This is a genomic window from Actinopolymorpha cephalotaxi (genome assembly GCF_013408535.1).
GTDB classification, from domain to species: Bacteria; Actinomycetota; Actinomycetes; order Propionibacteriales; family Actinopolymorphaceae; genus Actinopolymorpha; species Actinopolymorpha cephalotaxi.
On sequence record NZ_JACBZA010000001.1, the window covers coordinates 4,111,924 to 4,134,689 of the forward strand.

The 22,766-nt window shown below is 72.3% G+C and carries 17 protein-coding genes; 8 read left to right on the forward strand and 9 right to left on the reverse strand.

What is annotated here, in order from left to right:
* Positions 1–114 precede the first annotated feature (114 nt).
* On the reverse strand, positions 115–939 hold the full coding sequence (locus FHR37_RS18160) for a DUF4397 domain-containing protein (RefSeq protein ID WP_092884199.1): 825 nt from the start codon (positions 937–939) through the stop codon (positions 115–117).
* Between the two features lie 120 nt (positions 940–1,059).
* Positions 1,060–2,049 carry a TerC/Alx family metal homeostasis membrane protein gene (locus tag FHR37_RS18165; RefSeq protein WP_092884201.1) on the reverse strand — a complete coding sequence of 330 codons (990 nt, stop codon included), beginning with the start codon at positions 2,047–2,049 and terminating at the stop codon, positions 1,060–1,062.
* 402 nt (positions 2,050–2,451) lie between these two features.
* On the opposite strand from FHR37_RS18165, the gene FHR37_RS18170 reads away from it, so the two are divergent.
* Complete coding sequence (locus FHR37_RS18170) at positions 2,452–2,874, forward strand: Hsp20/alpha crystallin family protein (protein ID WP_092884204.1); 423 nt, start codon at positions 2,452–2,454, stop codon at positions 2,872–2,874.
* 75 nt (positions 2,875–2,949) lie between these two features.
* On the forward strand, positions 2,950–4,086 hold the full coding sequence (locus FHR37_RS18175) for a serine hydrolase domain-containing protein (RefSeq protein ID WP_092884206.1): 1,137 nt from the start codon (positions 2,950–2,952) through the stop codon (positions 4,084–4,086).
* On the opposite strand, the gene FHR37_RS33185 is transcribed toward FHR37_RS18175, so the two are convergent.
* The 3 genes from FHR37_RS33185 to FHR37_RS18190 form a co-directional block, all read right to left on the reverse strand.
* Positions 4,067–5,683, reverse strand: coding sequence for a GMC family oxidoreductase (locus FHR37_RS33185; RefSeq protein ID WP_092884208.1), 1,617 nt, complete (start codon positions 5,681–5,683; stop codon positions 4,067–4,069). The two genes, FHR37_RS18175 and FHR37_RS33185, sit on opposite strands and share 20 nt — an antisense overlap.
* 153 nt (positions 5,684–5,836) lie before the next feature.
* A complete protein-coding gene (locus tag FHR37_RS18185; protein ID WP_092884574.1) occupies positions 5,837–6,547 on the reverse strand; it encodes a hypothetical protein in 711 nt (236 codons plus the stop codon).
* 123 nt (positions 6,548–6,670) lie between these two features.
* Entirely contained in the window at positions 6,671–7,228 is a 558-nt protein-coding gene (locus FHR37_RS18190; RefSeq protein WP_092884210.1) for an RNA polymerase sigma factor, read from the reverse strand.
* Between the two features lie 17 nt (positions 7,229–7,245).
* Here FHR37_RS18190 and FHR37_RS18195 point away from each other — a divergent pair, with 17 nt between their 5' ends.
* Positions 7,246–8,169: a serine/threonine-protein kinase gene (locus FHR37_RS18195; RefSeq protein ID WP_092884212.1), complete on the forward strand. Its 924-nt coding sequence runs from the start codon at positions 7,246–7,248 to the stop codon at positions 8,167–8,169.
* A 191-nt stretch (positions 8,170–8,360) separates the two neighbouring features.
* Positions 8,361–9,362: a Gfo/Idh/MocA family protein gene (locus FHR37_RS18200; protein ID WP_092884214.1), complete on the forward strand. Its 1,002-nt coding sequence runs from the start codon at positions 8,361–8,363 to the stop codon at positions 9,360–9,362.
* Positions 9,363–9,391: 29 nt separating this feature from the next.
* Here the strand turns inward: FHR37_RS18200 and FHR37_RS18205 are convergent, their stop codons facing one another.
* Positions 9,392–11,722, reverse strand: coding sequence for a glycoside hydrolase family 10 protein (locus tag FHR37_RS18205; protein WP_175542572.1), 2,331 nt, complete (start codon positions 11,720–11,722; stop codon positions 9,392–9,394).
* Between the two features lie 280 nt (positions 11,723–12,002).
* Here FHR37_RS18205 and FHR37_RS33190 point away from each other — a divergent pair, with 280 nt between their 5' ends.
* On the forward strand, positions 12,003–13,505 hold the full coding sequence (locus FHR37_RS33190; RefSeq protein WP_139239017.1) for a glycoside hydrolase family 32 protein: 1,503 nt from the start codon (positions 12,003–12,005) through the stop codon (positions 13,503–13,505).
* Positions 13,502–14,218 (forward strand): nucleoside/nucleotide kinase family protein, encoded by a 717-nt coding sequence (locus tag FHR37_RS18215; protein ID WP_092884576.1) that lies wholly within the window; start codon positions 13,502–13,504, stop codon positions 14,216–14,218. The genes FHR37_RS33190 and FHR37_RS18215 overlap by 4 nt, the downstream gene beginning before the upstream one ends.
* Here FHR37_RS18215 and FHR37_RS18220 read toward each other — a convergent pair.
* From FHR37_RS18220 to FHR37_RS18230, 3 genes are all read right to left on the reverse strand, one after another.
* Positions 14,109–15,389, reverse strand: a complete 1,281-nt coding sequence (locus FHR37_RS18220) for an MFS transporter (RefSeq protein ID WP_092884220.1) — start codon at positions 15,387–15,389, stop codon at positions 14,109–14,111. The two genes, FHR37_RS18215 and FHR37_RS18220, sit on opposite strands and share 110 nt — an antisense overlap.
* A gap of 185 nt (positions 15,390–15,574) precedes the next feature.
* Positions 15,575–16,696, reverse strand: coding sequence for an NAD-dependent epimerase/dehydratase family protein (locus FHR37_RS18225; RefSeq protein ID WP_092884222.1), 1,122 nt, complete (start codon positions 16,694–16,696; stop codon positions 15,575–15,577).
* Positions 16,697–16,911: 215 nt separating this feature from the next.
* Positions 16,912–19,740, reverse strand: a complete 2,829-nt coding sequence (locus tag FHR37_RS18230; RefSeq protein ID WP_092884224.1) for a sugar-binding protein — start codon at positions 19,738–19,740, stop codon at positions 16,912–16,914.
* A gap of 290 nt (positions 19,741–20,030) precedes the next feature.
* Here FHR37_RS18230 and FHR37_RS18235 point away from each other — a divergent pair, with 290 nt between their 5' ends.
* Together FHR37_RS18235 and FHR37_RS18240 are read left to right on the forward strand one after the other, a co-directional pair.
* Entirely contained in the window at positions 20,031–21,602 is a 1,572-nt protein-coding gene (locus tag FHR37_RS18235) for a DUF4832 domain-containing protein (RefSeq protein ID WP_237768866.1), read from the forward strand.
* A 162-nt stretch (positions 21,603–21,764) separates the two neighbouring features.
* A complete protein-coding gene (locus FHR37_RS18240; protein WP_092884228.1) occupies positions 21,765–22,748 on the forward strand; it encodes a GNAT family N-acetyltransferase in 984 nt (327 codons plus the stop codon).
* The last annotated feature ends 18 nt before the right edge of the window (positions 22,749–22,766 follow it).

Below are 22,766 nucleotides of genomic sequence, written 5' to 3' on the forward strand. Positions count from 1 at the left end.
GGGGACCGGCCGGGGCTGGGAGTCCTGAGCGGAACCTGCGGGCCCCGCAGGTTCCGGCCGGAGGCGGCGGGACCCGGCCCGCACCGGCCAGGTCCCGCCGCCCTCATGTGCCGACTACCGGCGCGCCCGCACCAGTCGGACGGTCCCGCCGCCCAGCAGCACCAGGGCCAGCGCCCCGGCAAGACCCGCGGCGACCGGGAGCGTGCCCGGACCGGCGGTCTGCGCCGGCGTGCCGAACCCGGCCGGGACGCCGTGCGGCGCCGAGTGCAGACCGGAGATCGTCTGTGTCACCAGCGTCAGGTCCTTCTTCTCCGCCGAGCCGACGGCGTAGACGATCGTCGAGGTGCCCTCGGCCAGGTTCAGGTCGGCCGGGCCGATCGCCACCGTGTCGGTGCCCGCGAGCACCACGTCGGCCTTGATCGTGCCCGCCGGCAGGTCGGCCTTGGCTTCCTTCGGGTTCACCAGGTCGGAGAACGCCACCTTGCCGTTCGCCCGCACGTCCACGGCCGGGGCCGCGGCGTCGTGGCGTACGACCAGGCGGGCGTGGCCCGCGCCGAGCTTGCTCACGTCGTTGACGTACGGCGTCAACGTGGGCTTGCCGTCGGCGTCCAGGTGGGCGACGACGCTGATGTTCTTCCGGGCCGGGACCGTGACGCCGTTGGCCTCGACGATCGCGTCGGCGTTCCCGTCGGTGGCGTCACCGGCCACCACCTTGAGGTCGTGCTTGCCCGCCGGCAGGTCCAGCGGGCCGGCGACCGTCCCGGGCTTGAAGTCGTCCAGGGCACGCTTCCCGTCGACGTACACGTCGACCGTGGCACCCGGGATGCCGTGCACGACCGAGACTTTCGAGGTCTCGGCGGCGTGTGCGGGGGTCCCCCACCCCAGGGCCGCGAGCGCGGCCGAACCAGCCAGAGCGGCGGCGAGCCGACTCCTTCTCATGGTCACTCCTTCGTGCCGTGGATCGGTTTCCCTCTCCTACGTCCACGGGAGCGACGGCGGATGCAGTCCGGGGCAGGTAATCGTTGCGGACCCGGCCCCGGGGCCCCGGAATCCGGCGGGTCAGTCGTTCCAGCGCGCCGGCTCGGGTTCGCGGGTCCGCGCCCGCGAGCCCGCCACACTGGCCACGCTGGTCACGGTGAGCGTGGCCGCGATGAACGCCAGCGACGCCACGATCCCGATGTGCGGCAGGTGGAGCGGGCCGAGATCGTTCAGCCCCTCGCTCTCCATCGCCTCCAGGATCAGCTTCACGCCGATGAAGCCGAGGACGACAGCCAGGCCGTAGCTGAGGTAGATCAGCCGGTCGAGCAGGCCGCCGAGCAGGAAGTACAGCTGGCGCAGTCCCATCAGCGCGAACGCGTTGGCGGTGAACACCAGGAACCCCGCCTGGGTCAGGCCGAAGATCGCGGGGATCGAGTCGAGCGCGAACACGACGTTCGCGGCCCCGATGGCGAGGACGACCACCACCATCGGGGTGAACATCCGGCGGCCGTCGACCCGGGTGGTCAGCTTCGACCCGTCGTACTCCCCGGAGGTGGGTACGACCCGCCGCATCAGCCGGACCATCCGGCTGTCGTGGAAGTCGTTCTCCTCCTCCTCGCCCTGCACCGCCAGCTTGATCGCGGTGTAGATCAGCAGCGCGCCGAAGATGTAGAACACCCACTCGAACGCGTTCACGGCGGCGGTGCCGGCGGCGATGAACGCCGCGCGCAGGACCAGGGAGATCGCGATCCCGATGAGCAGGACCTTGTGCTGGCTGACGGCGGGTACGGCGAACCGGGACAGCAGGATGACGAAGACGAACAGGTTGTCCACGCTGAGGCTGTACTCGGTGATGTAGCCGGCGAGGAACTCACCCGCCGGCCGGGACCCCGCGGTGAGCAGCAGGCCGAGACAGAACGCGCCGGCGAGACCGACGTACAGCAGGACCCACAGGGTCGCCTCGCGCATGCTCACCGTGTGCGGCCGGCGGTCGGCCCAGACCAGGTCGGCGACGATGATCGCGGTGATCCCGAGAACGGTGACCACCCAGATCCACAACGGCACGTGCACGCAACACCTCCGGCGATGGACGGACGTCTACGCCGGAGGTCTCCTCCGCCCGGGCGCGCCGCGTCCTGGACCGGTGGCCCCGGGCCCGTCGTGGACGAGCCGTGATGACGACACCACCGCGTGGGAGTACTCCCCTCCAACTCAGCGAGCAGTGTAGTGGCGACTCCCCGAACTCGGATGAGCCCGAACGAGTACCGAACCAGTGCCGAACCAGTGCCGAACCAGTGCCGAGCGAGTCCCGAGCGAGTGCCGTCCCCGCGAGGCGCGCTTGACGCCTTCCGGGACGCGCGCTAAATAAGGAGCTAGTTGAGTCGAGCGGACTCAAGCTAGTTGTTGCGAGACAGATCAGATAGACGAGACAGATCAGGATCGTAGGTTTCTGAACGCTTTCTGGGAGTCACGATGTTGATGCGTACCGACCCGTTCCGGGAGCTCGACCGTCTCAGCCAGCAGTTGCTGACCTCCGCGGCCCGGCCGACAGCCGTCCCCATCGACGCCTACCGCGAGGGCGACACGTTCTACGTTCACTTCGACCTCCCCGGCGTACGCGTCGAGGACGTCGATCTCACCGTCGAACGCAACGTCCTCACCGTGCGCGCCGAGCGGCACGGCCCGCAGGGCGAGGAGGTGGAGACGCTGGTGGCCGAGCGGCCGCAGGGCACCTTCACCAGGCAGCTGTTCCTCGGCGACACGCTGGACACCGACCGGATGGAAGCCGACTACGAAGCCGGCGTACTCACCGTGAAGCTGCCGGTCGCCGAGCAGGCCAAGCCGCGCAAGGTGCAGATCAGCGGCGCCACCGAGCGCCAGAAGATCAGCGCCTGACGCGACCACTTCGAAGCAGGATCCCCTGGGCGGGTCGGCCGAGAACGCCGGCCCGCCCCTGGGAGCATCGGCGGTATGCCCGTCGGTTCGGTCGAGCCCGCTCCCGCCACCGCCATCTCCCGTCGCCTCGACGCACTCGCCCGAGCTGCCGTCGGAGCCGGCGTGGTCCCCGGTCTGAGCATCGCGCTCGCCGACCACACCGGGCCCGTCTGGACTTCGGCGTACGGCGTCACCGACCTCTCGGCCCCCTCACCGGTCGGTACGGACACGGTGTTCGAGGCCGCGTCGCTGACCAAACCGGTGGTCGCGTACGCCGTCCTCCTCCTCGTCCAGGAGGGCCGCCTCGACCTCGACCGTCCGCTGGACTCCTACCTCCCCGCCCCGTACCTGCCGGACGAACCCGCCGCGGCCGGCATCACCGCCCGGATGGTGCTCGGGCACACCACCGGCTACCCGAACTGGCGGCCGGCCGGACGTCCGCTCACCCTGACGCACTCCCCCGGCGCCCGGTTCGGTTACTCGGGCGAGGGCTACGTCCAGGTCGGGCGGGTGGTCGAGCACCTCACCAGCCGGCCGCTGGGCACGTTCCTGGCCGAACGCGTCCTCACGCCGCTGGGGATGACCGACAGCGCGCTCACCTGGTCCGGCAACCTCGGGGACGGTGAACTCAGGGACGGTGAGCTCGGGCACCGGGTGGCCCTCGGCCACACGGCGGCCCGTGAGGTCCTCGCCAGGCAGCAGCCGAAGGAGGCGGTCGCTTCCTCGTCCCTGCACACCACCGCGACCGACCTCGCCCGGTTCCTCGCCTGCTTCCTCTCCCCCACCACCTCTCCGGTCACTCTCACGCCGGACGCCGTCTCTCCGGTCGCCGTAGCTCCCACCGCTCCGGCGGGGCCGCTGCGGCCGGAGGGAGTGGAGTCGATGCTGGCGCCGCACGTACGGCTGGACCCGCCGCTCGCCTGGGGACTGGGCTGGGGCCTGATCCTCGAAGGTGGCCCCACCAAGGAGCGGATGTTCTGGCAGTGGGGCGACAACCCCGGCTACAAGGCGTTCGCCGCCGGCTCGCCGGCCGCGGACGTCGGCGTGGTCGTGCTCACCAACGGCGACCAGGGACTCGACGTCGCCGCCGGTCTGGTGCGGGAGGTGCTGCCGTCCACCGCGCCGGCCTACGTCCGGGTGGCGACCGACCGGCTCACGCCCGGTCGAGGATGAGGTCGGCCGCGTGCCAGGCCATCGCCATCACCGGGCCGTTCAGGTTGCCCGAGACCATGGCCGGGAGCACCGAGGCGTCCATGACCCGAAGGTTGTCCACTCCCCGGACCCGCAGGCGGGAGTCGACGACGTCCTCGTCGTTCGGGCCCATCGCGCACGTGCCGATGGCGTGGTAGCCGCAGTAGCCGGAGTCCAGCATGGTGTCCACGACGTCCTCGTCGGTGCGTACGCCCGTACCGGGGAAGGTCTCCGCCGACAGCCGCCCGGCGATCGGCTCGTGCGCGAAGAACTCCCGCATCCGGGCCAGGACGTCCACGGCGATCCGGCGGTCGTGCTCCGAGCCCAGGTAGTGGGGGTCGACGTCCATCGGCGCGTCCGGGTCGGCGGAGGTGATGCGCACGCTCCCCTCCGCGGTCGGGCGCAGGATCTCCGCCACGGCGGACAGGCCGGGCTCGCGCTCGACCGTGACCGCCTCTCCCGCCTGGTACGTCGCGACGGACCACGGCCCCGTCAGCACCTGGGCGTCCGGACGGTCCAGGCCGGGCCGGCTCTTCAGGAACGCGATCACGTCGTACGCCGGTGTGGCCAGCGGGCCGTCCCGGCGTACCAGGTATTTCAGCGCGGTGAGCCCCTGCCGGGCCGGTGAGGACAGCATCCGGTTGGTGCCGAGGTTCTCCCGGAGCCGGAACTTCAGCGGCAGGCACCTGTGCTCGCGCATCCGCGCGCCGACCAGCCCCCGGTCCAGGCGTACGTCGACACCGGCCGCACGGAGCACGTCGGCCGGGCCGATCCCCGACTGCTGGAGCAGCTTCGGCGTACCGAGGCTGCCCAGGGCCAGCACCACCTCACGCGCAGCCCGGAACTCGGCGGTGGCCCCGGCGGCGTCGCGGGCACGCACCCCGACCACCTTGTCGCCGCCGAACAGCAGGCCGGTGACCGTCGTCCGGGTGCGCACGGTCAGGTTGGAGCGGCGGCGTACGGGACGGAGGAACGCGGTGGCCGCGCTGACCCGGCGGCCGTCGCGGATGGTGGCCATGGTGTGCCCGATGCGTTCGCCGCCGGTCTCCGCCGCATCGTCGACGTCGTTGACGTCCCGCACCGGCGTGAGCCCGACCGACCGGCCGGTCTCGACCATCTCCACCGACAGCGGATCGGGCCGCCGGGGCGGTGACACCCCGAGCGGCCCGCCCGCGCCCCGGCTGTCCGACGGACCGAGGATGTTGTCCTCGAAGCCCCTGAAGACGGGCAGCATCGTGTCCCAGCCCCAGCCGGGGATGCCGAGCCGGACGAGACTGTCCCAGTCGTGGCGGTCGCCGCGGTTGTAGACCAGGCCGTTGATCGAGCTCGAACCGCCGAGGACCTTTCCCCGGGGCCACACCTCGGGCCGGGCCCGCGGGCCGAAGGGCCGGGTCTGGTAGTGCCAGGCCTTGCCGGGGTCGTCCATCAGCTTCCCGAACCCCTTCGGCACCCGGAACAGCGGATGGCGGTCGGACCCGCCGGCCTCGACCAGCAGCACCCGCACGTCCGGGTCGGCCGACAGCCGATTGGCGAGTACGCATCCCGCGGACCCGGCACCGACGATGACGTAGTCGTACACGGCGGTCGTCCTCCTGCCCTCGTTGGCAATGTGCACCGAGAAATGTGCACCGAGAATGTGCACCGAGGATGGTCCACCCGGCCGGGGCGGCGCATCACCCCAGCGGATGAAACGCCGCTCCGCCGGCGGAGGTAGCGGCTCGTGCCGGAACGCTCAGTCCGCGGCGATGTTCGCGGCCTCCTTCGCCAGGTGGTCGACCTCGGCCTCGGTCACGTTGTCGGCGACGTCGACGAAGCCGACCCGGGTGCCCACGGAGAAGACGATGTACCCACCGGCGGGCGTGTCGGAGTCGTACGCCGGGAAGTAGGTGACGTTCAGCTTCGACTCCACGGTGACCGCGGCCCCGTAGCCGAAGTCACCACCGGAGATCGCGGCACATTCGTCCACCAGCGTCACGATCCTGTCCGCGGTAGCCCTCGCCTCGCGCGCGGTCCGCGTCTGGGCCACCTGTTCGACGACCTGGTGACCGGTGTGGAAGGGGTCGACGAGTTGTGAGCTGATCCTCGTCACTCCGCTGCTCGGCAGTACGTCGGAAAACTTCTTCTCGCCCGTGCAGGGGCTCAGGGTCTGCGCCGGGTCCGGTTCGGTCCGGGTGAACGAGTGGCCGGTCACGTCGAAGTAGAGGCGTTCCCGGACGACGTTCTCCTCCGACAGGGCGTCCTGCGGCTTCGGCGTGGCCGACTGCGTCGGCTTCGGCGTGGTGGTCTTCCGCGCAGTCGGTGTCGATGGTGTCGGTGTGGTCGAGGGCGGCGAATGAGCGGCCTTCTGGTCGTGGGCGTTCGCGACCTGGGCGGCGCCGGCACCACCACCGACGCCGGTGATCACAGCCGCGAGCACGGCCAGCGCCGCGTTGGCGAGCTTCATGGTGTCCCCCGTGAGGAGTTGGGCGGGTTTGTTCCCGCCGTTCACTCGTTTCGATGCGCCCTCGGCTCAGTTCGTTGGCGGTCGGCCGGAAAAGGATGTGAAGAGTGGTACGTGATGAGCGGGTCACAGCCTGGCCGTCAGCGCGGACCGCATGAACTTCCGTGCCACGTGGATGCGGTCGCGGACCGTGGCGAGCGAGGTGCCGGTGATCGCGGCGATCTCCTCGTACGGCAGTGATCCGAGGTCGCGCAGCACGAACGGCTCCACCACCTGCGGCTTGCGTCGTTCCAGCTCCGAGAGCGCCTCCATCAGGTCGAGGCGGGTTCCGGCCACCACGCTCGTGGTGCGCGGGTCGGCCGTCTCGGGAAGCTCGGCGGCGCCGTTCTCGTCCGCTCGCCGGCGCAGCCGCCGGTAGGTCATCCGGGCGCTGTTGGAGGCGATCACGGTGATCCAGCCCTCGAACGAGCCGCTGCCGGTGAAGCCGCCGATGTTCCGCGCGATCGAGACCAGCGCGTCCTGGGCGGCCTCCTCGGCATCGTCGAGGTGCGGCAGGAAGCGCGAGCACCGCCGGACGAGCAGTGGGCGGATGGCGCCCAGTAGTTCCTCGAGCGCGTCCGCGTCGCCCGAACGGGCCCGCGCCACCAGTTCGGAGAGCGGCGCCGGATCCGCGAAGGAGCTCATAGGACAATCTTGTCCCCATGAGGCAGGTCGGGCGCTACCGCATGCGGCGAGTACTCGGCTCCGGCGCGTTCGCGACCGTGTGGCTGGGCGAGGACCCGGCCCTCGAGGTGCACGTGGCGATCAAGGTGCTCGCCGAGAACTGGGCGAACAACGCGGACGTGCGGGAGCGGTTCCTGGCGGAGGCGCGGCTGCTGCGCCGGGTCGACGACCCCCGCCTGGTGCGGGTCTTCGACGTCGGGGAGAGCGAGGACGACGAGGCGCGTCCCTACTTCGTGATGGAGTACATCCCCGGCGGCACGCTCACGGAGCGGATCGGTTCACTGAGTACGCGGGAGGCACTGGCGTACGGCGTGGCGGCCGGCGAGGCCGTCCAGGTGCTGCACGACGCCGGCATCGTCCATCGCGACGTCAAACCGAGCAACCTGCTGATCGATGACCGCAGTACGCCGCCTCGGCTCGTGGTCTCCGACCTGGGAAGCGCGAAGGTGCTCGCCGAGGCCTCCGGTTTCACCGTCACGACCGGCACCCCGAGCTACATGGCGCCGGAGCAGATCCACCAGACCGACGGCTTCGACGGCCGGGCCGACGTCTACGCCGTGGCCGCGGTCACCTACCACCTGCTCACCGGGCAGCCCGCCTTCTCCGACCACAGTCCGGCGGCGGTGCTGGACCGCCGGGCCGACACCAAACCGCCACCCGTGGCGGCCCGCCTCGGCCGGCCCGCCGAGCTCGACCGGCTCCTCGCCCGTTCGCTGAGCTGGGACCCGGGCAAACGTCCGGGCACTGCGGCGGAGTTCGCCCGCGAGCTCGGGCGCTTCCTGGCCGACGACCCGCACCTGCACCGCCCGGGCCGGGAGGTGCCGACCGTGCCGGTGCTGGTCTTCTGTGTCGTCCTCGCGGCGGCGCTGTTCGCCGTCACCTACCAGTTGCTGGCCCGCTGACCTCCCATCGGTCGGTGCGGCCAGGTCCGGCCGGTGCGGTCGGCGGTGCTTGCGGCCGGCGCGGGAGCGGACGACGCTGCTCGGGACCTGACCGGGATTCCCCGGAGGCCTGACAAGCCAGGGTTGACAGCGGGCGTTGACAGCGGGCGTTGACAGCGGGCGTTGACAGGCCCATCGAACGGAGGAGGCACGTGGTGCTTGACATCGGGGTGGTGGGCGCGGGAATCCGGGGCCGGATGTTCGCGCAGGCGCTCGGTCAGCTCCCGGACGTGCGCGTGGTGGGGGTCGCCGACCCGACGCCGGCCGGAGCCGAGCTGGCGGCCGAGCTCGGCGCCGCCGCCCACGCGGGCCACGAGGATCTGCTCGCCGCGCACGACCTCGCCGGCGTCGTGGTGGCCACCCCGGACTTCGCGCACCGGGACGCGGCGGTCGCCGTCGCCCGCGCAGGGATCGGCCTGCTGGTGGAGAAGCCGCTGGCCACCGACGTCAAGCAGGCCAGGGAGATCGAGGCCGCGGTGGAGGGCGGCGGTGGCCCGGCGATGGTGGCGTTCGAGAACCGCTGGAACCCGCGCTTCGTCACCGTCCGGCGCCAGATCACCGACGGCGCCGTCGGCGACGTGCTCTTCCAGTGCGCACACCTGAACGACACCAGGTTCGTGCCGGAACGGATGCTGTCGTGGGCCGCGCGAACCACCCCGGCGTGGTTCCTGATGCCGCACACGGTCGACCTGGCGCTGTGGCTGTCCGGGCGTACTCCCAGCTCCGTCTACGCGACCGGCCTGCGGCGCGAGCTGGCCCGGGACGGCATCGACACCTACGACGGCGTCCACGCGCTGGTGACCTTCGACGACGGCACCACCCTCGCGCTGCAGTCGCACTGGGTGCTGCCCGAGTCCTATCCCAGCGTGTTCGACTTCCGGTACGAGCTCGTCGGCAGCCGGGCCGCGGTGCGGGTGGACGGATCCGACGAGGGCGTGCACTTCGCGGGCCCGTCACTGCAGTGGCTGCACCACTCCACGGTGGAGCGCGACGGCCGGCTGGTCGGTGTGGCCGCGGAGATCGCCCGCGACTTCGCCGGCCTGCTACGGGGCGAGCCGGTGACCGCACCCACCCTGGCCGAAGGCGTCGCGGTCACCGCCGTGGTGGCCGCCGTGCACGAGAGCGTCACCTCCGGCCAGGTCGTACGGCTCTGACCCCAGGGCACCCGATCAGGACCGCCCGATCAGGACCGCCCGGTCGGCCAGCCGGCCGGGCGGGCCGTGTCCAGGATCCGCTGGACGAGGTCCAGGTCGGCGCGCAGGTGTTCCCGTACCGGCGCCGGAACGTCCACCGCGGCCACCGCGTGCCGGGCCACGGCGAGGTGACCGGCCGCGGGCGCCATCCGGCGGGCGGTGAGGTCGCGCCGTAGCTGGGTGAGCGTCGCGACCAGCCGGTCCCGGTCTTCTCGGTCGACCGCGGCGGCGTAGACCCCGTTCACTCGGCGCAGCAGGTCCGAGACCTCCGCCGCGGCACCGCCCACCGGGTCGGCCTGCGGGTCGAACGCCTCCCTCCGGTAGACCGACCGGGCCAGCGCCGCCTGGTGTTCGGCGTCCATGGAGTGCCAGACGAAGTGCGCCTGTCCGGTCGCGTCCGCCTGCCGGGCGGCGACCACCTGCCAGACGCTCGACTCCGCGGGCGCGGCGAGGAACGACGGCGCGATGCCGATCGAGGTGAACGCGTCGGTCCCGACCTGCGCCACGAACTCCGCCGACCGGTCCCGTACGTCGCCGGTGCCGACGGAGTACACCTCCGGTACGACGACATCCAGGAGCCTCGCCCGCACCCAGGACGCGAAGTCCTGGTGGAACTTCGCCACGTCGGCGGCGTTGTCGGTCGTCTCCAGCGCCGAGGAGAGGATCGTGCCCTTCGGCAGCGCGGCTCGTGCTTCCCGGACGAAGGTCGTGACCTGTTCGGTCTGCCAGTCCAGCCAGGTCTGGTAGAGCGCGTCACCGGGGTGCAGCTGGGCCGGATCGGCGCCGTAGCGCTCCTCGAACCGGGCCCGGGCCAGGTCGTTGTACGACGACACCTGGTCCGGACTCGACCCCTGGGAGGGGTAGCGGATGTAGTCCAGCTGTACGCCCGGAACGTCGTACTTGCCCGCGGCCTCGGTGAACACCTTCAGCAGCCACGCCCGCGCGGCCGGGATCGCCGGGTCGAGGAAGTAGTAGCCCGGCTCGGTGGTACTGACCACTCGGCCCGCCCGGTCCTTCACCAGCCACTCGGGATGGTCGCGCACGACCGGCCCGGCCCCCGCGTCACCACCGGTGAAGCCGATGAAGAAGCTGTGCATCCACAGGTGCAGGTGGACGCCGTACCGGTTCGCCGCCGCGACGTAGGCCGCCAGCGGGTCCCAGCCCGCGAACGCGGGGTTCTGGTCGGTGAAGGCGCTCGGGTAGATCGTCTGGCCGCCCCAGAAGGTCTCCAGGTACAGCTGGTTGAAGCCGGCCTTCGCCATCGCCGCGACGGTGGCGTCGACCGCTGCCGGGCCGGTCTCGGTCGGCCGGTGCCAGACGGCGCGCGCCTCCACCGCGTCGGACTCGGCGGTGAGCTCTCCGGCCTCGACGGCGGTCGACGCGGCCTGGTCGGCGGTCTCGATCGCACCCCGGTCGTCGCCGGCCTCGTGTTTCGCGCCGGCCTGGGCCAGCTGGGCGCGTGCCTTGGCCAGCGTGTCGGCGGCCCGGTCGAGCGGCGCGTCGGCGAAGGACGCCCGCGCGGTGTCGATCCGATCCTTGGCGGCGTCGACGGCGAGCTGCCCGGCGTAGAGGTACGACGTGGCGTCGATCGTCGCCGACAGGGTGGCGCCCGCCGTGGTTCCCGACAACGTGAGCAGCGTGCCCGGGATGACGTTCTGCTGGATCCAGGCGAGCATCGTGCCGTGCCCGGACACGACGATGCCGTCGGCGGGAATGGTGGAGTCGTTGCCGCCGACGGCGGTGACGCGGTAGCCGGAGCCCACGCGTTCGGCGACCGCCTCCACGCCGTACTGGTTGGTTCCGGTGGTCGGTTCGGAGTACGCCGGGGTGTAGACCACCAGCTCGTCGGGTCCGCGGCCGCCGGGGAACTCCCACGGCGACGCGGGGTCGACCTTGGTGACGGTGCTGGTGGCGGTGTGGCTGGTGGCCATGATGGCGTTCTTTCGGAGTTCGACCCGCATGCCGACGCGCAGGTGCGCGCCCATCCAGGTGGCGGCCAGCCCGTGCCCGGACAGCGTGTACCCACCGGCGGGGATCGGTGCGTTTCCACCGACGCCGGGAGCGGTGAGCTTCGTGACGACGCCGTCGTCGACCACCGCCTCGGCACCCCACTGGTTCTGCCTGGTCGACTCACCCCACGCCGGGGTGTAGACGATGAGCTGGTCGGCCCCACGGGTGCGGTCGTATCCCGCGACGGCGAGGTAGCTGCCGTCCGGTGTCACCACGAAGTCGCCGCGCAGTCCACTCGCGTAGGCCGGCGCCATCGGCCCGGCAACCAGTCCGGCGAACAGGCCGGCCACCGCGAGCAGGGCAACGGCCAACGCTGTACGGGGGCGCCGGGTGAGCCACGTGAACCTTCCGGCAGAGAACCTCGATCGTGACCACATGCCGGCTCCTCGGGGGCGTACGTACGAATGCGCGTACGGAGTTGGGGCGTACAGAGATCGGAGGTACGAAATGGTGAGTACCAATGCAGGTCCGCGACCAGGATGGCCGCTCCACCCGCCACGGCCGAGGCCGATGTCCGGCTTCAGCCACGACAGATCGACAAGCCGGACGCGAAGTTGACCGCGGCGATCTCCGGGCACCATCGTTGGCACGGTGCCGGCACTTCCCCACGACCACCACGCGCCGCACTTCCACGTGCGGTCGGTGGATGGCTACGTCAACGACCCGAACGGCCCGGTCCACTACCGGGGCGCCTTCCACCTCTACTTCCAGCAGGTCTTCGACACTCCCCGCACCGGGCCGGTGCACTGGGGCCACGCGACCAGCACCGACCTGGTGACCTGGACGCTGCACGGACCCGCGCTCACCCCCAGCCCCGGCACGCCGGACGAGGGTGGTTGCTGGTCGGGCAACACCGTGGCCGCGGACGACCGGCTGTACGCGTTCTACTCCGCGTTCGAATCAGGGAACCCGTTCCAGCCGGTACGGCGGGCGGAGTCGGCGGACGGCTTCGAGTTCACCGGGTCGATCCCGATGGTCGACGCGCCGGACGCCTCGGAGCGGCCGGTGCAGTTCCGGGACCCGTTCGTGTGGTGGCACCACGGCCGCTGGTGCATGCTCGTCGGCGCCGGGCTCGCCGGGGACGACGCCGACGGCCGTGCGCTCGGCCAGGCCAGGCTGTACGAGTCGGCAGACCTGGCGGAGTGGTCCTACGTCGGGCCGTTCGCGAGCCGGCGGCGTACCGACGAGGGCACCGGCCACGACACCGGGATGATGTGGGAGTGCCCGCAGTACGCCGCTCTCGGTGAGTGGGGCGTACTCCTCGTCGGTGCGTGGGACCGCGACGAGGGCATCACCCACGTGCTCGCGCTGACAGGCCGGGACGAGGCCGACCGGCTCGCCGATCCCGACCCGGCCGTGCGGATCGACCAGGGGCCGAACTTCTACGCCCCGTCGGTGATGCGCGCCCCGGACGGGCGGGTGCTGGTGTGGGGCTGGGTCACCGAGGGCCGCGACGCCTCCGCCTCGATCGAGGCGGACTGGTCCGGGATGCTCACCCTCCCCCGCGTCCTTACCGTGACCGAGGAGGGCGAGCCGCGCTGGCATCCGCCGGCCGAACTCGCCGCGCTCCGCGACGGCGCGATCGCCTCCGTCGAGGGCCCACTGGAGGCCGGCTCCTCCGTGGACGTGCCGGACGTGCCCGCGCGGTTCGAGCTCGACCTCGAGCTCACCACGTCCGGAACCGACCGTGAACCCACCCGCGTACGGCTGGTGGCCGGCAGTGCCGATGAGGACGAGCACCTGGACCTGCTGGTCGACTGGCAGGCGGGTGCGGTGGCCGTCGACCGGGACTCGGCGAGCCGGGACCCGAGGTCACACCGGGGCACCTTCGCGATCACGGACGCGGTGGCGTCCGCGCCCGGCGAGAACGCCGGCGAAAGCAGGGACGCCGGAGCCGCCGAGGGTCCGGCGAGCGTCCGGCTCCGGTTCCTGGTGGACGGGTCGGTGGGCGAACTGTTCGCGGCCGGCCAGGCGCTCACCTGCCGCTTCTACCCGCAGGCGCCGCCGCCGTGGACGCTGCGGGTCACGGCCGGCGCGGGCGGCCCGGTCGACGGGCACGTCACCGTGTGGCGGTTGCGCGGGTCGGTCGGGTGACGTACGACGAACTGCTGGCCGAGGCACGCACGCTCGCCACCTCCGGCCGGCGGCGGGTTCTCGGCATCGTCGGCGCGCCCGGCGCCGGGAAGTCCACCCTGGCCGAACGCCTGGTCGCCGACCTCGCACCGGCCGCGGTGTACGTGCCGATGGACGGCTTCCACCTCGCCCAGGCCGAACTCGAACGGCTCGGACGGGCCGACCGCAAGGGCGCGCCGGACACCTTCGACGCCGCGGGCTACCTCGCCCTGCTCCGCCGGCTGCGTGACCCGGCCGAGGGCACGGTCTACGCGCCGGCGTTCTCCCGCGTCCTGGAGGAACCGGTGGCGGGTTCGCTGCCGGTTCCCGCGGACACGCCGCTGGTGGTGACCGAGGGCAACTACCTGCTCCTCACCGACGGGCCGTGGCGGCAGGTCCGTACGTTGCTGGACGCGTGCTGGTTCGTGCTCACCGAGCACGACGTCCGGATGGACCGGCTGCTCCGCCGGCACCGCGAGTTCGGCCGGAGCCCGGCGGTGGCACAGGCGTTCGCGACCGGCTCCGACCAGCGCAACGCCGACCTGGTGGCGGCCGGGATCGACCGCGCGGACCGGGTGGTCGACGTCACCGCCTGGGACCTCCGCCCGCGCGCTCCCCAGGGCGCGGCCGGCGGGGACGGTATGGACGGTATGGGCGGTGGTGTGAGCGGCGGAAACGGCGACGGTCCGGCCTGACCCGTGCCGGGCCGCACGCCCTTCTCCCGCGTACGACATCAACGGTCACGTACGCCGCGCACAACGCCACCAGCAACCCGTCGGCGACGAACAGCCAGCCCATCGGCAGCCACACCGAGCCGACGCCGAACGCCGCGAACACCGCGAGGGCCGCACCTTCGGACAGCACGCCGGACAACGACGTCACGGTGGCCCGGGCCGGCCCGGTGATCGCGTGCTGCAGTCGCGCGTCCAGCAGCAGCCTCGCCAGGTGGAAGGCGCCGATGCCGGCACCGATCGCGACCACTCCGAGCGTGGAGGTGGCGGCCGCCCCGGCGCCGACGAGGAAGGCGGCCACGGCCAGCGCGACCGGTGCGACAACGTACCGCCACCTCCGGGCGGCGACCTGCATCGCCGCCACCACCATGGCCACCCCGGGCACGACCATCAGCAGCGGGACGTACGGGTCGGGAACGCCGACTGCCCGGGCCAGCAACGGGAGGTACTCGTCGAAGGCGACCAGCCCGGGCAGCAGGCCGGTCAGCAACGTGAGCCGGCGAACGGCCGGGTCGCGGACCGCCTCGGCAACGCCCGCCCGCAACGTCGCGACGTACGCGCGCATGCCGGTCGGCTCGGACTCGACGCCGGTGCGGGGCACGGCGGGGAACGCCAGGGCCACCGGCACCTGCGCCAGCCCCATCGCCACCGAGGCCCACCCCACCACCTGGTAGCCGCCGAACGCGAAGAGCGGGGCCGCCAGCGCGGTCGCGACCAGTCCGGCGGCCCCCTCGGCGGCGGCGGACCGGCCGAGCAACCGGTCGTAGGTGGACTCGGCGCCGGCCGCGGCAAGCTCGTCGTACACCAGCGCCTGCAGCGTCCCGGACTTCAGCGCGCCCTGCGCGGACCACGCCACGAAGCCGACCGAGAAGGCCGGGAAGGACGGCAGACAGATCCACAGGGCGAACCCGGCGGCGCGCAGCACCGCGCCGACGGCGAGCAGGTGACGGCGCGACAGCCGGTCCGCGAGGACGCCGGAGGGCACCTCGAGGACGAACGCGGCACCTGCCCACAGGCCGAGCAGGAACGAGATCTCGCCGGTGGAGAGCCCGGTGTCGGCGAACAGCAGGGTGTACAGCGGATACAGGAAGATCGCGTCGTCCAGCGCGGAGAACGCGACGAACAGCCGGCCGATCCGCCAGGCCTGGCCGGCCGGTGGATCAGGCGAGTGTTCGAGCCCCGCCGCGCGGCGGCGGGACCGGCTGGAAGCTCAACGAGGCCAGTTCATGGGGAGACCCTAGGTTGTCGGGGGTGGGCGGCGCCAGGGTTTGTCACGTACGCCGGTTCTGCTCGGTGCGGTCCTGCTCGGTGCGGGCCTGCTCAACGCCGGTGCCAGGCGGCGAGGACGTCAGCCTCCTCCGTCGCGGTCAGCCCGGCGCGCAGGCCGGCCGAGTCGGCAGCGTCGCCCGAGCCGGCCGAGCCGGCCGAGCCGGCAGCGTCGCCCGAGCCGGCCGAGCCGGCCTGGCCGAGGCCGGTCTCCAGGGCCCAGGTCAGGGTGTCGCGGGCGGTCTGGGCGAGGTCGCGGACGGCCAGCCCGGCGGCCAGCGTCTCGCTGACGTCGTGATCGAGCATCCCGGCGTACTCCGGGAGCGGCAGCCAGACCGGCAGCGACCGCGGCCCCGCCCACGGGTCGACCTTCTGCGCCGTCAGGAACTCCTGGTCCACCCAGGTCAGCTTCGGCTCGGTGTCCGCGCCGGCGACGGAGTCCACGTCCGCTCCGGCCTTCATCATGGCGTCGGCGACCCCGGCCGCGACGCGGTCCAGGAACTCACCGCGCCCCACGGCGGGAGCGGTGGCGTCGAAGACGCCGACCACTCCGGTCTCCGCGGACCGGACGATCCAGGCCGCGAGGTCGCGTACGTCGATCACCTGCACGGGTTCGTCGGGCGCCCCCGGCGCGAGCACCTCGCCGCCCCGCGCCAGCCGCACCGGCCAGTAGGTGAACCGGTCGCTCCGGTCGCCCGGCCCGACGATCAGCCCGGCGCGCACGACGTTGGCCCGGTCGCCGAGGGAGGCGAGCACGGCCTGCTCGCAGGAGACCTTCGCCGGCCCGTAGTTCGCCACGTCGCCCTCGTCCGCGTCGTCGGGCAGCGGGTCGTGCACGGGACCGGTGTGCGGGTTCTGCTTCGGAGTGGAGTTGTCGGTGTAGACGCTGATCGAGGAGACGAACGTCCAGTGGCGTACGCCGTCGCCGAGCGCGGCCACCGCCCGGGCGACCTGACTGGGCAGCCGGGCGACGTCGACCACCGCGTCGAACTCCCGGCCGGCCAGCGGGGCCAGCCCGTCGGGGTCGTCGCGGTCGACGCGGACGAACGATGTTCCGGCCGGTGGCTCACCACTGGTGCCGCGGGCCGCGCAGGTCACCTCGTGGCCACGCGCCACCGCCTCGGCGGCCACCGCCGCGGACAGGAACACCGTTCCGCCCAGGACCAGGATCCGCATCGGGCCTCCTCCTCGTCGTCGCGTGGCGACCGGAGAGGAACGCCGGCCCTGCACACCGCGGTTCCGGGAAGCGTGGCCGATCCCGCGGCGGATGCGCCAGCGGATTCCGCCGACGGCGATCGGGCTACGCCGTGGGCGGAACCACTTGCGGATTCGGGTACACCAGGTTGCGATGCCGGTTCGGGGCCGGACCGTGGTCCGGCCCCGAAACCCGGCTACTTCCGCAGCGGCACCCTCGACGCGAGCGTGCCGGCACCCGACGTCGCCTCCCAGCCGGCCAGCACCCGCGGGTGCGCGGACAGCGCACGGTCCAGCGGGACCTTCACCGCGGTCCGCCCGGCGCCATTCACCGAGACGACCGCGCTACCGGCGGTGCCCTTGTCGTCCACCACGAACACGTGCGCCTCACCGGCACCGGTGCTGCGCAGGTCGGCGATCACCGTTCCACGACTCCACCGGGCACCGACCAGCCAGCCGCTGTCGGCGAGAGGTGCGGCCGTACCGCCGGACAGCGGCACGTTGACCCGCACCGACTGCTCGACCGTCTGCGGCGACTCCACGCTGCGCAGCGCGGTGTTGGGCACCACCGGGTCGGCCGTCGGCCGGTCCGCGGGCGGCTGGTAGCCGGCGAGTCGCGCCAGCCCCCAGCGGTAGGGGTCGCCCTGCACGCCACCCCAGGTGGACCAGCCGATCCGCGTCTGGCCGGTCTTGTCCTGGGTGTCGGAGTCGTAGACGAGCACGTTCAGGCCCAGCTTGTCCGGGTCGACCGAGGCGGGGAGTTCGGTCAGCGGGATCGCGGCCTCCACGGTGTATCCGGCGTAGGGCGAGCTGACCGTACTGGCGAACTTCACACCCGGAGCCGTCTGCGCGATCGGGCCCTGGTGGTTGTCGGCGTCGCGCAGTGCGCACGCCGGCCCCTCCGCGGTGAACGGCAGCACGGCCAGCTTGAACGTCGAGGCGGTGTTCTCGCTGGTGCCGCGCGGGTCCAGGCCGATCTCGACGCTGTCGGTACGCCAGTGCCGCTTGCAGTCGCTGGTCGCCAGCGGCGTGCCCCTGGTCTCGTCGCGCACCTGGACGGCCACGTAGAGCGTGTCGCCCGAACGGGTGACGTGCGCGGTGCCCGAGCAGTCGGCGGCGGAGTCACACGGCGAGCCCTCCCACAGCCGGGAGATGTCCAGTGCCTCGCCGGGGTACTCCCCCGCGCTCACCTTGCCGTCCACGGCGGGCGCGGCCGCGGCGGGTTCGACCGTGGTCGCCGGCACGAGTTCCAGCGCCGGCTTGCTCACCGAGGTGGCGCCGTCCGCGGTGGTCGTGGTGACGGTGTACGCGTAGTCGCCGGGCGCCGCGCCCTGGGTGCCACCCGCGTTGGAGGTGGGCAGCGAGGCGTCGGTGTTCCGTACGGGGAACGTCACCTTCGTGCTGGCGCCCGCGGCCAGGTCGGTGAACGGCTTCTGCGCCGCGTCCGCCGCGAACCCGTCCGGCAAGGTCACCTTGACGGTGCCGGACCGGGTGGTGTCGGAGTTGTTCGTGACGGTGTAGTCGATCGCCCGCTCGCCGCCGGACGGGATGGTGAGGACCGGTACGACGAAGCCGCGCAGTTGCGGTGCGCCGACCTGCCGGGCCCACGCCTCGAACGAGGAGACCTGCGGCAGGAGCTGCTGCTGGGTCGCGACGTCCGGGGTCAGCTGGACCTGTGCCGCGGCGTACCCCGTGCCGGCCATCGTGGTGAGGAACGCCTCCAGCCGGGATCGCGCGCTGACCGGGTCGCCCTCGGGCTGGGTCGCCGGCGGGGTCACCGTGAACGTCACGGTCGCCGAACCGCCGGGGCGCACCCGGCCGAGTGCGCCGTCGCCCTCGACCTTCCAGCCGTCCGGCGCGCGCAGCGCCACCGAGGACTGGCCGAGGTTCGCACCGCGCGGTGCGGTGACGTGCACCTTCACCGTGGTGGGCTTGCCCGGGCGTACGTCGAAGTCGCTGTCCACCGTCAGCTGCGTGCCCAGTGGGACGGTGCCGTCGGGCCGGGTCAGCGCGCCGTCGAGGATCGCGTCCGGCTGCGCCGCGGCTTCCGTACCCACCTCCGGGTACGGCACCCGCGAGGCGACCTGGGTGAACCGGTCACAGCCCAGCTGCGCCGGGTCGGAGGACGGGTCGGGGAAGCCTGCCCAGCCCTGCGAGGCGTACTCGCGCTGAGCTTCGCGTTCGATCTGCGCCCAGGTCTTGCCCTGCGCGCGGGAGACGTTGCCGGAGAAGACGCCGTAGATGTCCTGGGACGGGTCGACCGGGGTGAAGGTGTTCACGCACGACGGGCCGACCGGCCCGGTGCCGCGCGCCCGGCTCAGCAGCACCTTCGCCGGCGCGAACGGCTTCAGCCCCTCCTTGGTGATCTGGTCGGGGAACGCCTTCGGGTCGGCGGCGGCGTGGTAGGCCGCGATCGCCAGCCGGGCCGCCTCCTGGTGGTTGCCGTGGTTGCCGGGCGAGGGAGCGGGGTCCATCGTGACGAGGACCTCCGGCCTGGTCTGGCGGACGATCCGGACCACCTTCGCCAGCGCGTCCTGCTGGTCCCACAGCTTCTCGGTCAGCGGTGCGGACACGGTGTAGAAGAAGTCGACCTTGTCCAGGTTGAACACGTCGGTGACGCCGGCCTTGCCGACCGCGCGGCGTTCCTCCGCCTCGCGGATCAGGCCGAGCGCGGGGCCCTCCTCCGGGCCGACCGCGTTGCCGCCACCCTCGCCCCGGGTGACCGTGATGACGCCGGTGCGTACGCCGTTGTCCTCGCCCCACTGCCCGAACGTGGACAGCGCGCCGGACTCGTCGTCGGGGTGCGCGCCGACGAACAGCGCGCCCAGGTCGACCGGCGTCCCTCGCGACGTGTCCGCCCTCGTGTCCGCGGACCGGGCGGATGTGACCGTGGCGGGCGTGACCTTGGCGGGCGCGGCCGGCACTGTGGCGGCGGTGGCCGGCCCGGCGGCAGCGACCAGTCCGGCGGCGACCAGGCTCGCGACCGCGCTCAGCGCCGTCCGACCTCGAACGGGTGGAAACCCCATGCTTGTCCTCCTCATGCCGTACCGACGAAGCGGCACGGCGCGTGACCGGCGACGTACGTCCGCGCCGAAGAGCCGACGACGGACACACTCCCCCTGTGGCGCTCGCGTGATCGTCTCGCGCCATCCGTGACCTTGCAAAGGGTGCGAGCGAGGAGGTATTCCCGCCGTGGGGCCGAACACGCGCGGCGGAGCCGGTTGTGGCCAATGCGCATGCGCTTGCCGTCATCAGGGCGGTCGCGTGGGTAGCGTGCGGAGTCATCAGCCGCGCAAGGACTTCGCAGGAGGCACGCGTGCCGAGGAGACTGTCCGCAACCGTCGCGCTCGTGTGCGGCCTGGCCCTGCTACCCGCCCTGCCCGCGTTCGCATCACCGGCTTCCACGTCGTCCGCGGCCACTCGTCACTCCAGTCCCGGCGACGGGCAGCGCACCGAGCGGACCTACGCGCCGAGCGACCAGACCATCGCGAACCCCGAGCGCGGCTTCTACCACCACACCGAGACGCACTTCCGCGCCGATGGTTCGGGGTACGAGCCGCTGGACCTGGCCACGCTGCGCGGCTGGCGCGAACGCGAGCACGTCACCCAGATCCTTCGGGTCTTCTACCTGGAGAAGTTCGCGGGCACCGACACGATCGACCCGGCTTACCTGGCCCGCGTCCAGGCCGACTTCGCCACCGCCCGCGCGGCCGGCGTCAAGGTGATCGTGCGGTTCGCGTACGCGCAGCCGAAGGACGACTGGCCCTACCAGCCGCCGTACGGCGACGCCCCGAAGGATCGCGTCCTGCGCCACATCGCTCAGCTCGCGCCCGTCCTGCGGGCGAACGCCGACGTGATCGCCACCGTGCAGGCCGGCTTCATCGGGTTGTGGGGCGAGGGCTACTACACCGACCACTTCGTCGCCGACCCCCTCCACCCCGAGAACGTCACGCCGCAGGACTGGGCCAACCGGCGTGAGGTGTTCCTCGCCCTGCTGCGCGCGCTGCCGGCCAGCCGCACCATCCAGGTCCGCACGATGCTGATGAAGCAGAAGACGGTCGACCGGCCCACCGGGGCGGATGGAGCACTCACGCCTGAGGAGGCGTTCAACGGCACGCCCGTCGCGCGCATCGGGCACCACAACGACTGCTTCCTCGCCAGCCCGGACGACTTCGGCACCTTCCTGTCCGACCCGATCACGCTGGACCAGGAGTACCTCGCCCAGGACTCGAGGTTCGTCCCGGTCGGTGGCGAGACGTGCAACGTCAACCCGCCGCGTTCGGAATGGCCCAGTGCGGTCGCGGAGATGGAGCGCTACCACTACAGCTACCTCAACTCCGACTACAACAAGGACGTGCTGGGCAGCTGGGGCGCGAACATCGAGGAGGCCCGGCAGCGGCTGGGCTACCGGCTGCGGCTCACCACCGGCGACTTCTCCGACGGCGTGCGGCCGGGGCATTCGTTCACCGCCAATCTGGGCCTGCGCAACGACGGTTTCGCCGCGCCGTACAACCCGCGTTCGGTCCGCCTGGTGCTCACCGGCGCACACCGGTCCTACGAGGTTCCGCTGCCGGCCGACCCGCGCCGCTGGGAGCCGGGCACGCCGATCCAGCTGAACTCCCGGATCTGCGCAAGCCTCCCACCGGGGCGGTACGCCCTGTCCCTGGACCTGCCCTCGCCCGAACACCGGCTGCGGTCGCAGGCTCTGCTCCCTGGCACCGACACGAGCTACCACGCGGCGTACGCGATCCAGCTCGCCAACACCGGCGTGTGGGACTCGCGTACCGGCTACAACGACCTCGGGCAGTCCGTCGTCGTCGGCCGCGACCAGGCACCCTCCACGTCCTGCGCCGGCGGACTGCGGCCGCACCCACTGCCGCGACAGTAGAGGACGACGGGCACGCCCGCGCCGGAGTGGCGGGTGCCGTAGCTGCGCCAAGTTCGACGCCGGGTTCGACGGGCGCCGTGGTCTCGAGGTCGCGGCTGATGGCACGCGTCCGCGACGTCGTTGACTTGCGTTCGCCGGGCGGTGGCTGGATAGCCTTGCGGGATGCGTGAACCTGCCTGTGTCGGCGCCCTCATCCGTGACTCCCAGCACCGGGTCTACGCCCAGCGCCGGAGCCCGGACCGTCGGCTGCTGCCCGGGATCTGGGATGTCGTGGGCGGGCACGTCGAGGCCGGCGAGACGCCGGAGCAGGCGCTGGCCCGGGAGGTCGAGGAGGAGACCGGCTGGCGGCTGCGGAGCGTCGAAGCGGTGGTCGCCGACTGGGAGTGGTCCCACGAAGGTGTCGTACGCCGGGAGCTCGACTATCTCGTCGAGGTGGACGGAGACCTCACCTCTCCCCGGTTGGAGGAGGGCAAGCACGATGCCTACGCCTGGGTGGGACCCGCCGACCTCGATCTGATGATGGTCGACCGTACCGACGGCGACCGGCGGCTGCGGGACGTGGTGGCGAAGGCGATTCGCACCAGGTTCACCGACCGGCTCCGGCTCGAACCCGTCGGCCCTGAGCACGCCGAGGATCTGTGGACGATGCACCAGGACGCGGCGGTCGCCGAGTGGAACGGCGGCCGGTGGACCATCGAGGCCGCGCGGGCCAACGCGGCCGAGTGGGGCGCGGCATGGGAACGCGACGGGGTGCACAAGTGGGTCGCGTACGCCCGCACCGACGATGGGCCGGCCAAGCGGGACGAGCTGATCGGCCGGGGCGGGCTGTCCCGAGCCGTCGTCGACGGCACGGAGTGCCTCGAGCTGGGCTGGAACCTGCGGGACCGTTTCCGCGGGCAGGGATACGCGAGCGAGATCGGCCGGGCGGGGATGGCGTTCGCGTTCGACCAACTCGGCGCCGACGAGGTGGTGGCGTTCACCGAACGGCACAATCTCCGGTCGCGTGCGGTGATGGAACGCATCGGTATGGGGTTCGTCCGGGAGTTCACCTCGCCCGGTCTGGTGGAAGGCCGCGAGGGCGTCCACGACGATGCCGTCTTCGCGCTGTACGCCGCGGACCGCAGGACGTCTCGGCCCACGACGTAGGATTCGACGGTCCGTCAC

What these genes read in the sequence shown, in the direction of transcription:
- FHR37_RS18175 (WP_092884206.1), top strand. Translation starts at nt 2,950, where the DNA reads ATGCCCGTCGGTTCGGTCGAGCCCGCTCCCGCCACCGCCATCTCCCGT.
- FHR37_RS18225 (WP_092884222.1), bottom strand. Translation starts at nt 16,696, where the DNA reads ATGCGGATCCTGGTCCTGGGCGGAACGGTGTTCCTGTCCGCGGCGGTG.
- FHR37_RS18185 (WP_092884574.1), bottom strand. Translation starts at nt 6,547, where the DNA reads ATGAAGCTCGCCAACGCGGCGCTGGCCGTGCTCGCGGCTGTGATCACC.
- FHR37_RS18230 (WP_092884224.1), bottom strand. Translation starts at nt 19,740, where the DNA reads ATGGGGTTTCCACCCGTTCGAGGTCGGACGGCGCTGAGCGCGGTCGCG.
- FHR37_RS18160 (WP_092884199.1), bottom strand. Translation starts at nt 939, where the DNA reads ATGAGAAGGAGTCGGCTCGCCGCCGCTCTGGCTGGTTCGGCCGCGCTC.
- FHR37_RS18170 (WP_092884204.1), top strand. Translation starts at nt 2,452, where the DNA reads ATGTTGATGCGTACCGACCCGTTCCGGGAGCTCGACCGTCTCAGCCAG.
- FHR37_RS18195 (WP_092884212.1), top strand. Translation starts at nt 7,246, where the DNA reads ATGAGGCAGGTCGGGCGCTACCGCATGCGGCGAGTACTCGGCTCCGGC.
- FHR37_RS18240 (WP_092884228.1), top strand. Translation starts at nt 21,765, where the DNA reads ATGCGTGAACCTGCCTGTGTCGGCGCCCTCATCCGTGACTCCCAGCAC.
- FHR37_RS18190 (WP_092884210.1), bottom strand. Translation starts at nt 7,228, where the DNA reads ATGAGCTCCTTCGCGGATCCGGCGCCGCTCTCCGAACTGGTGGCGCGG.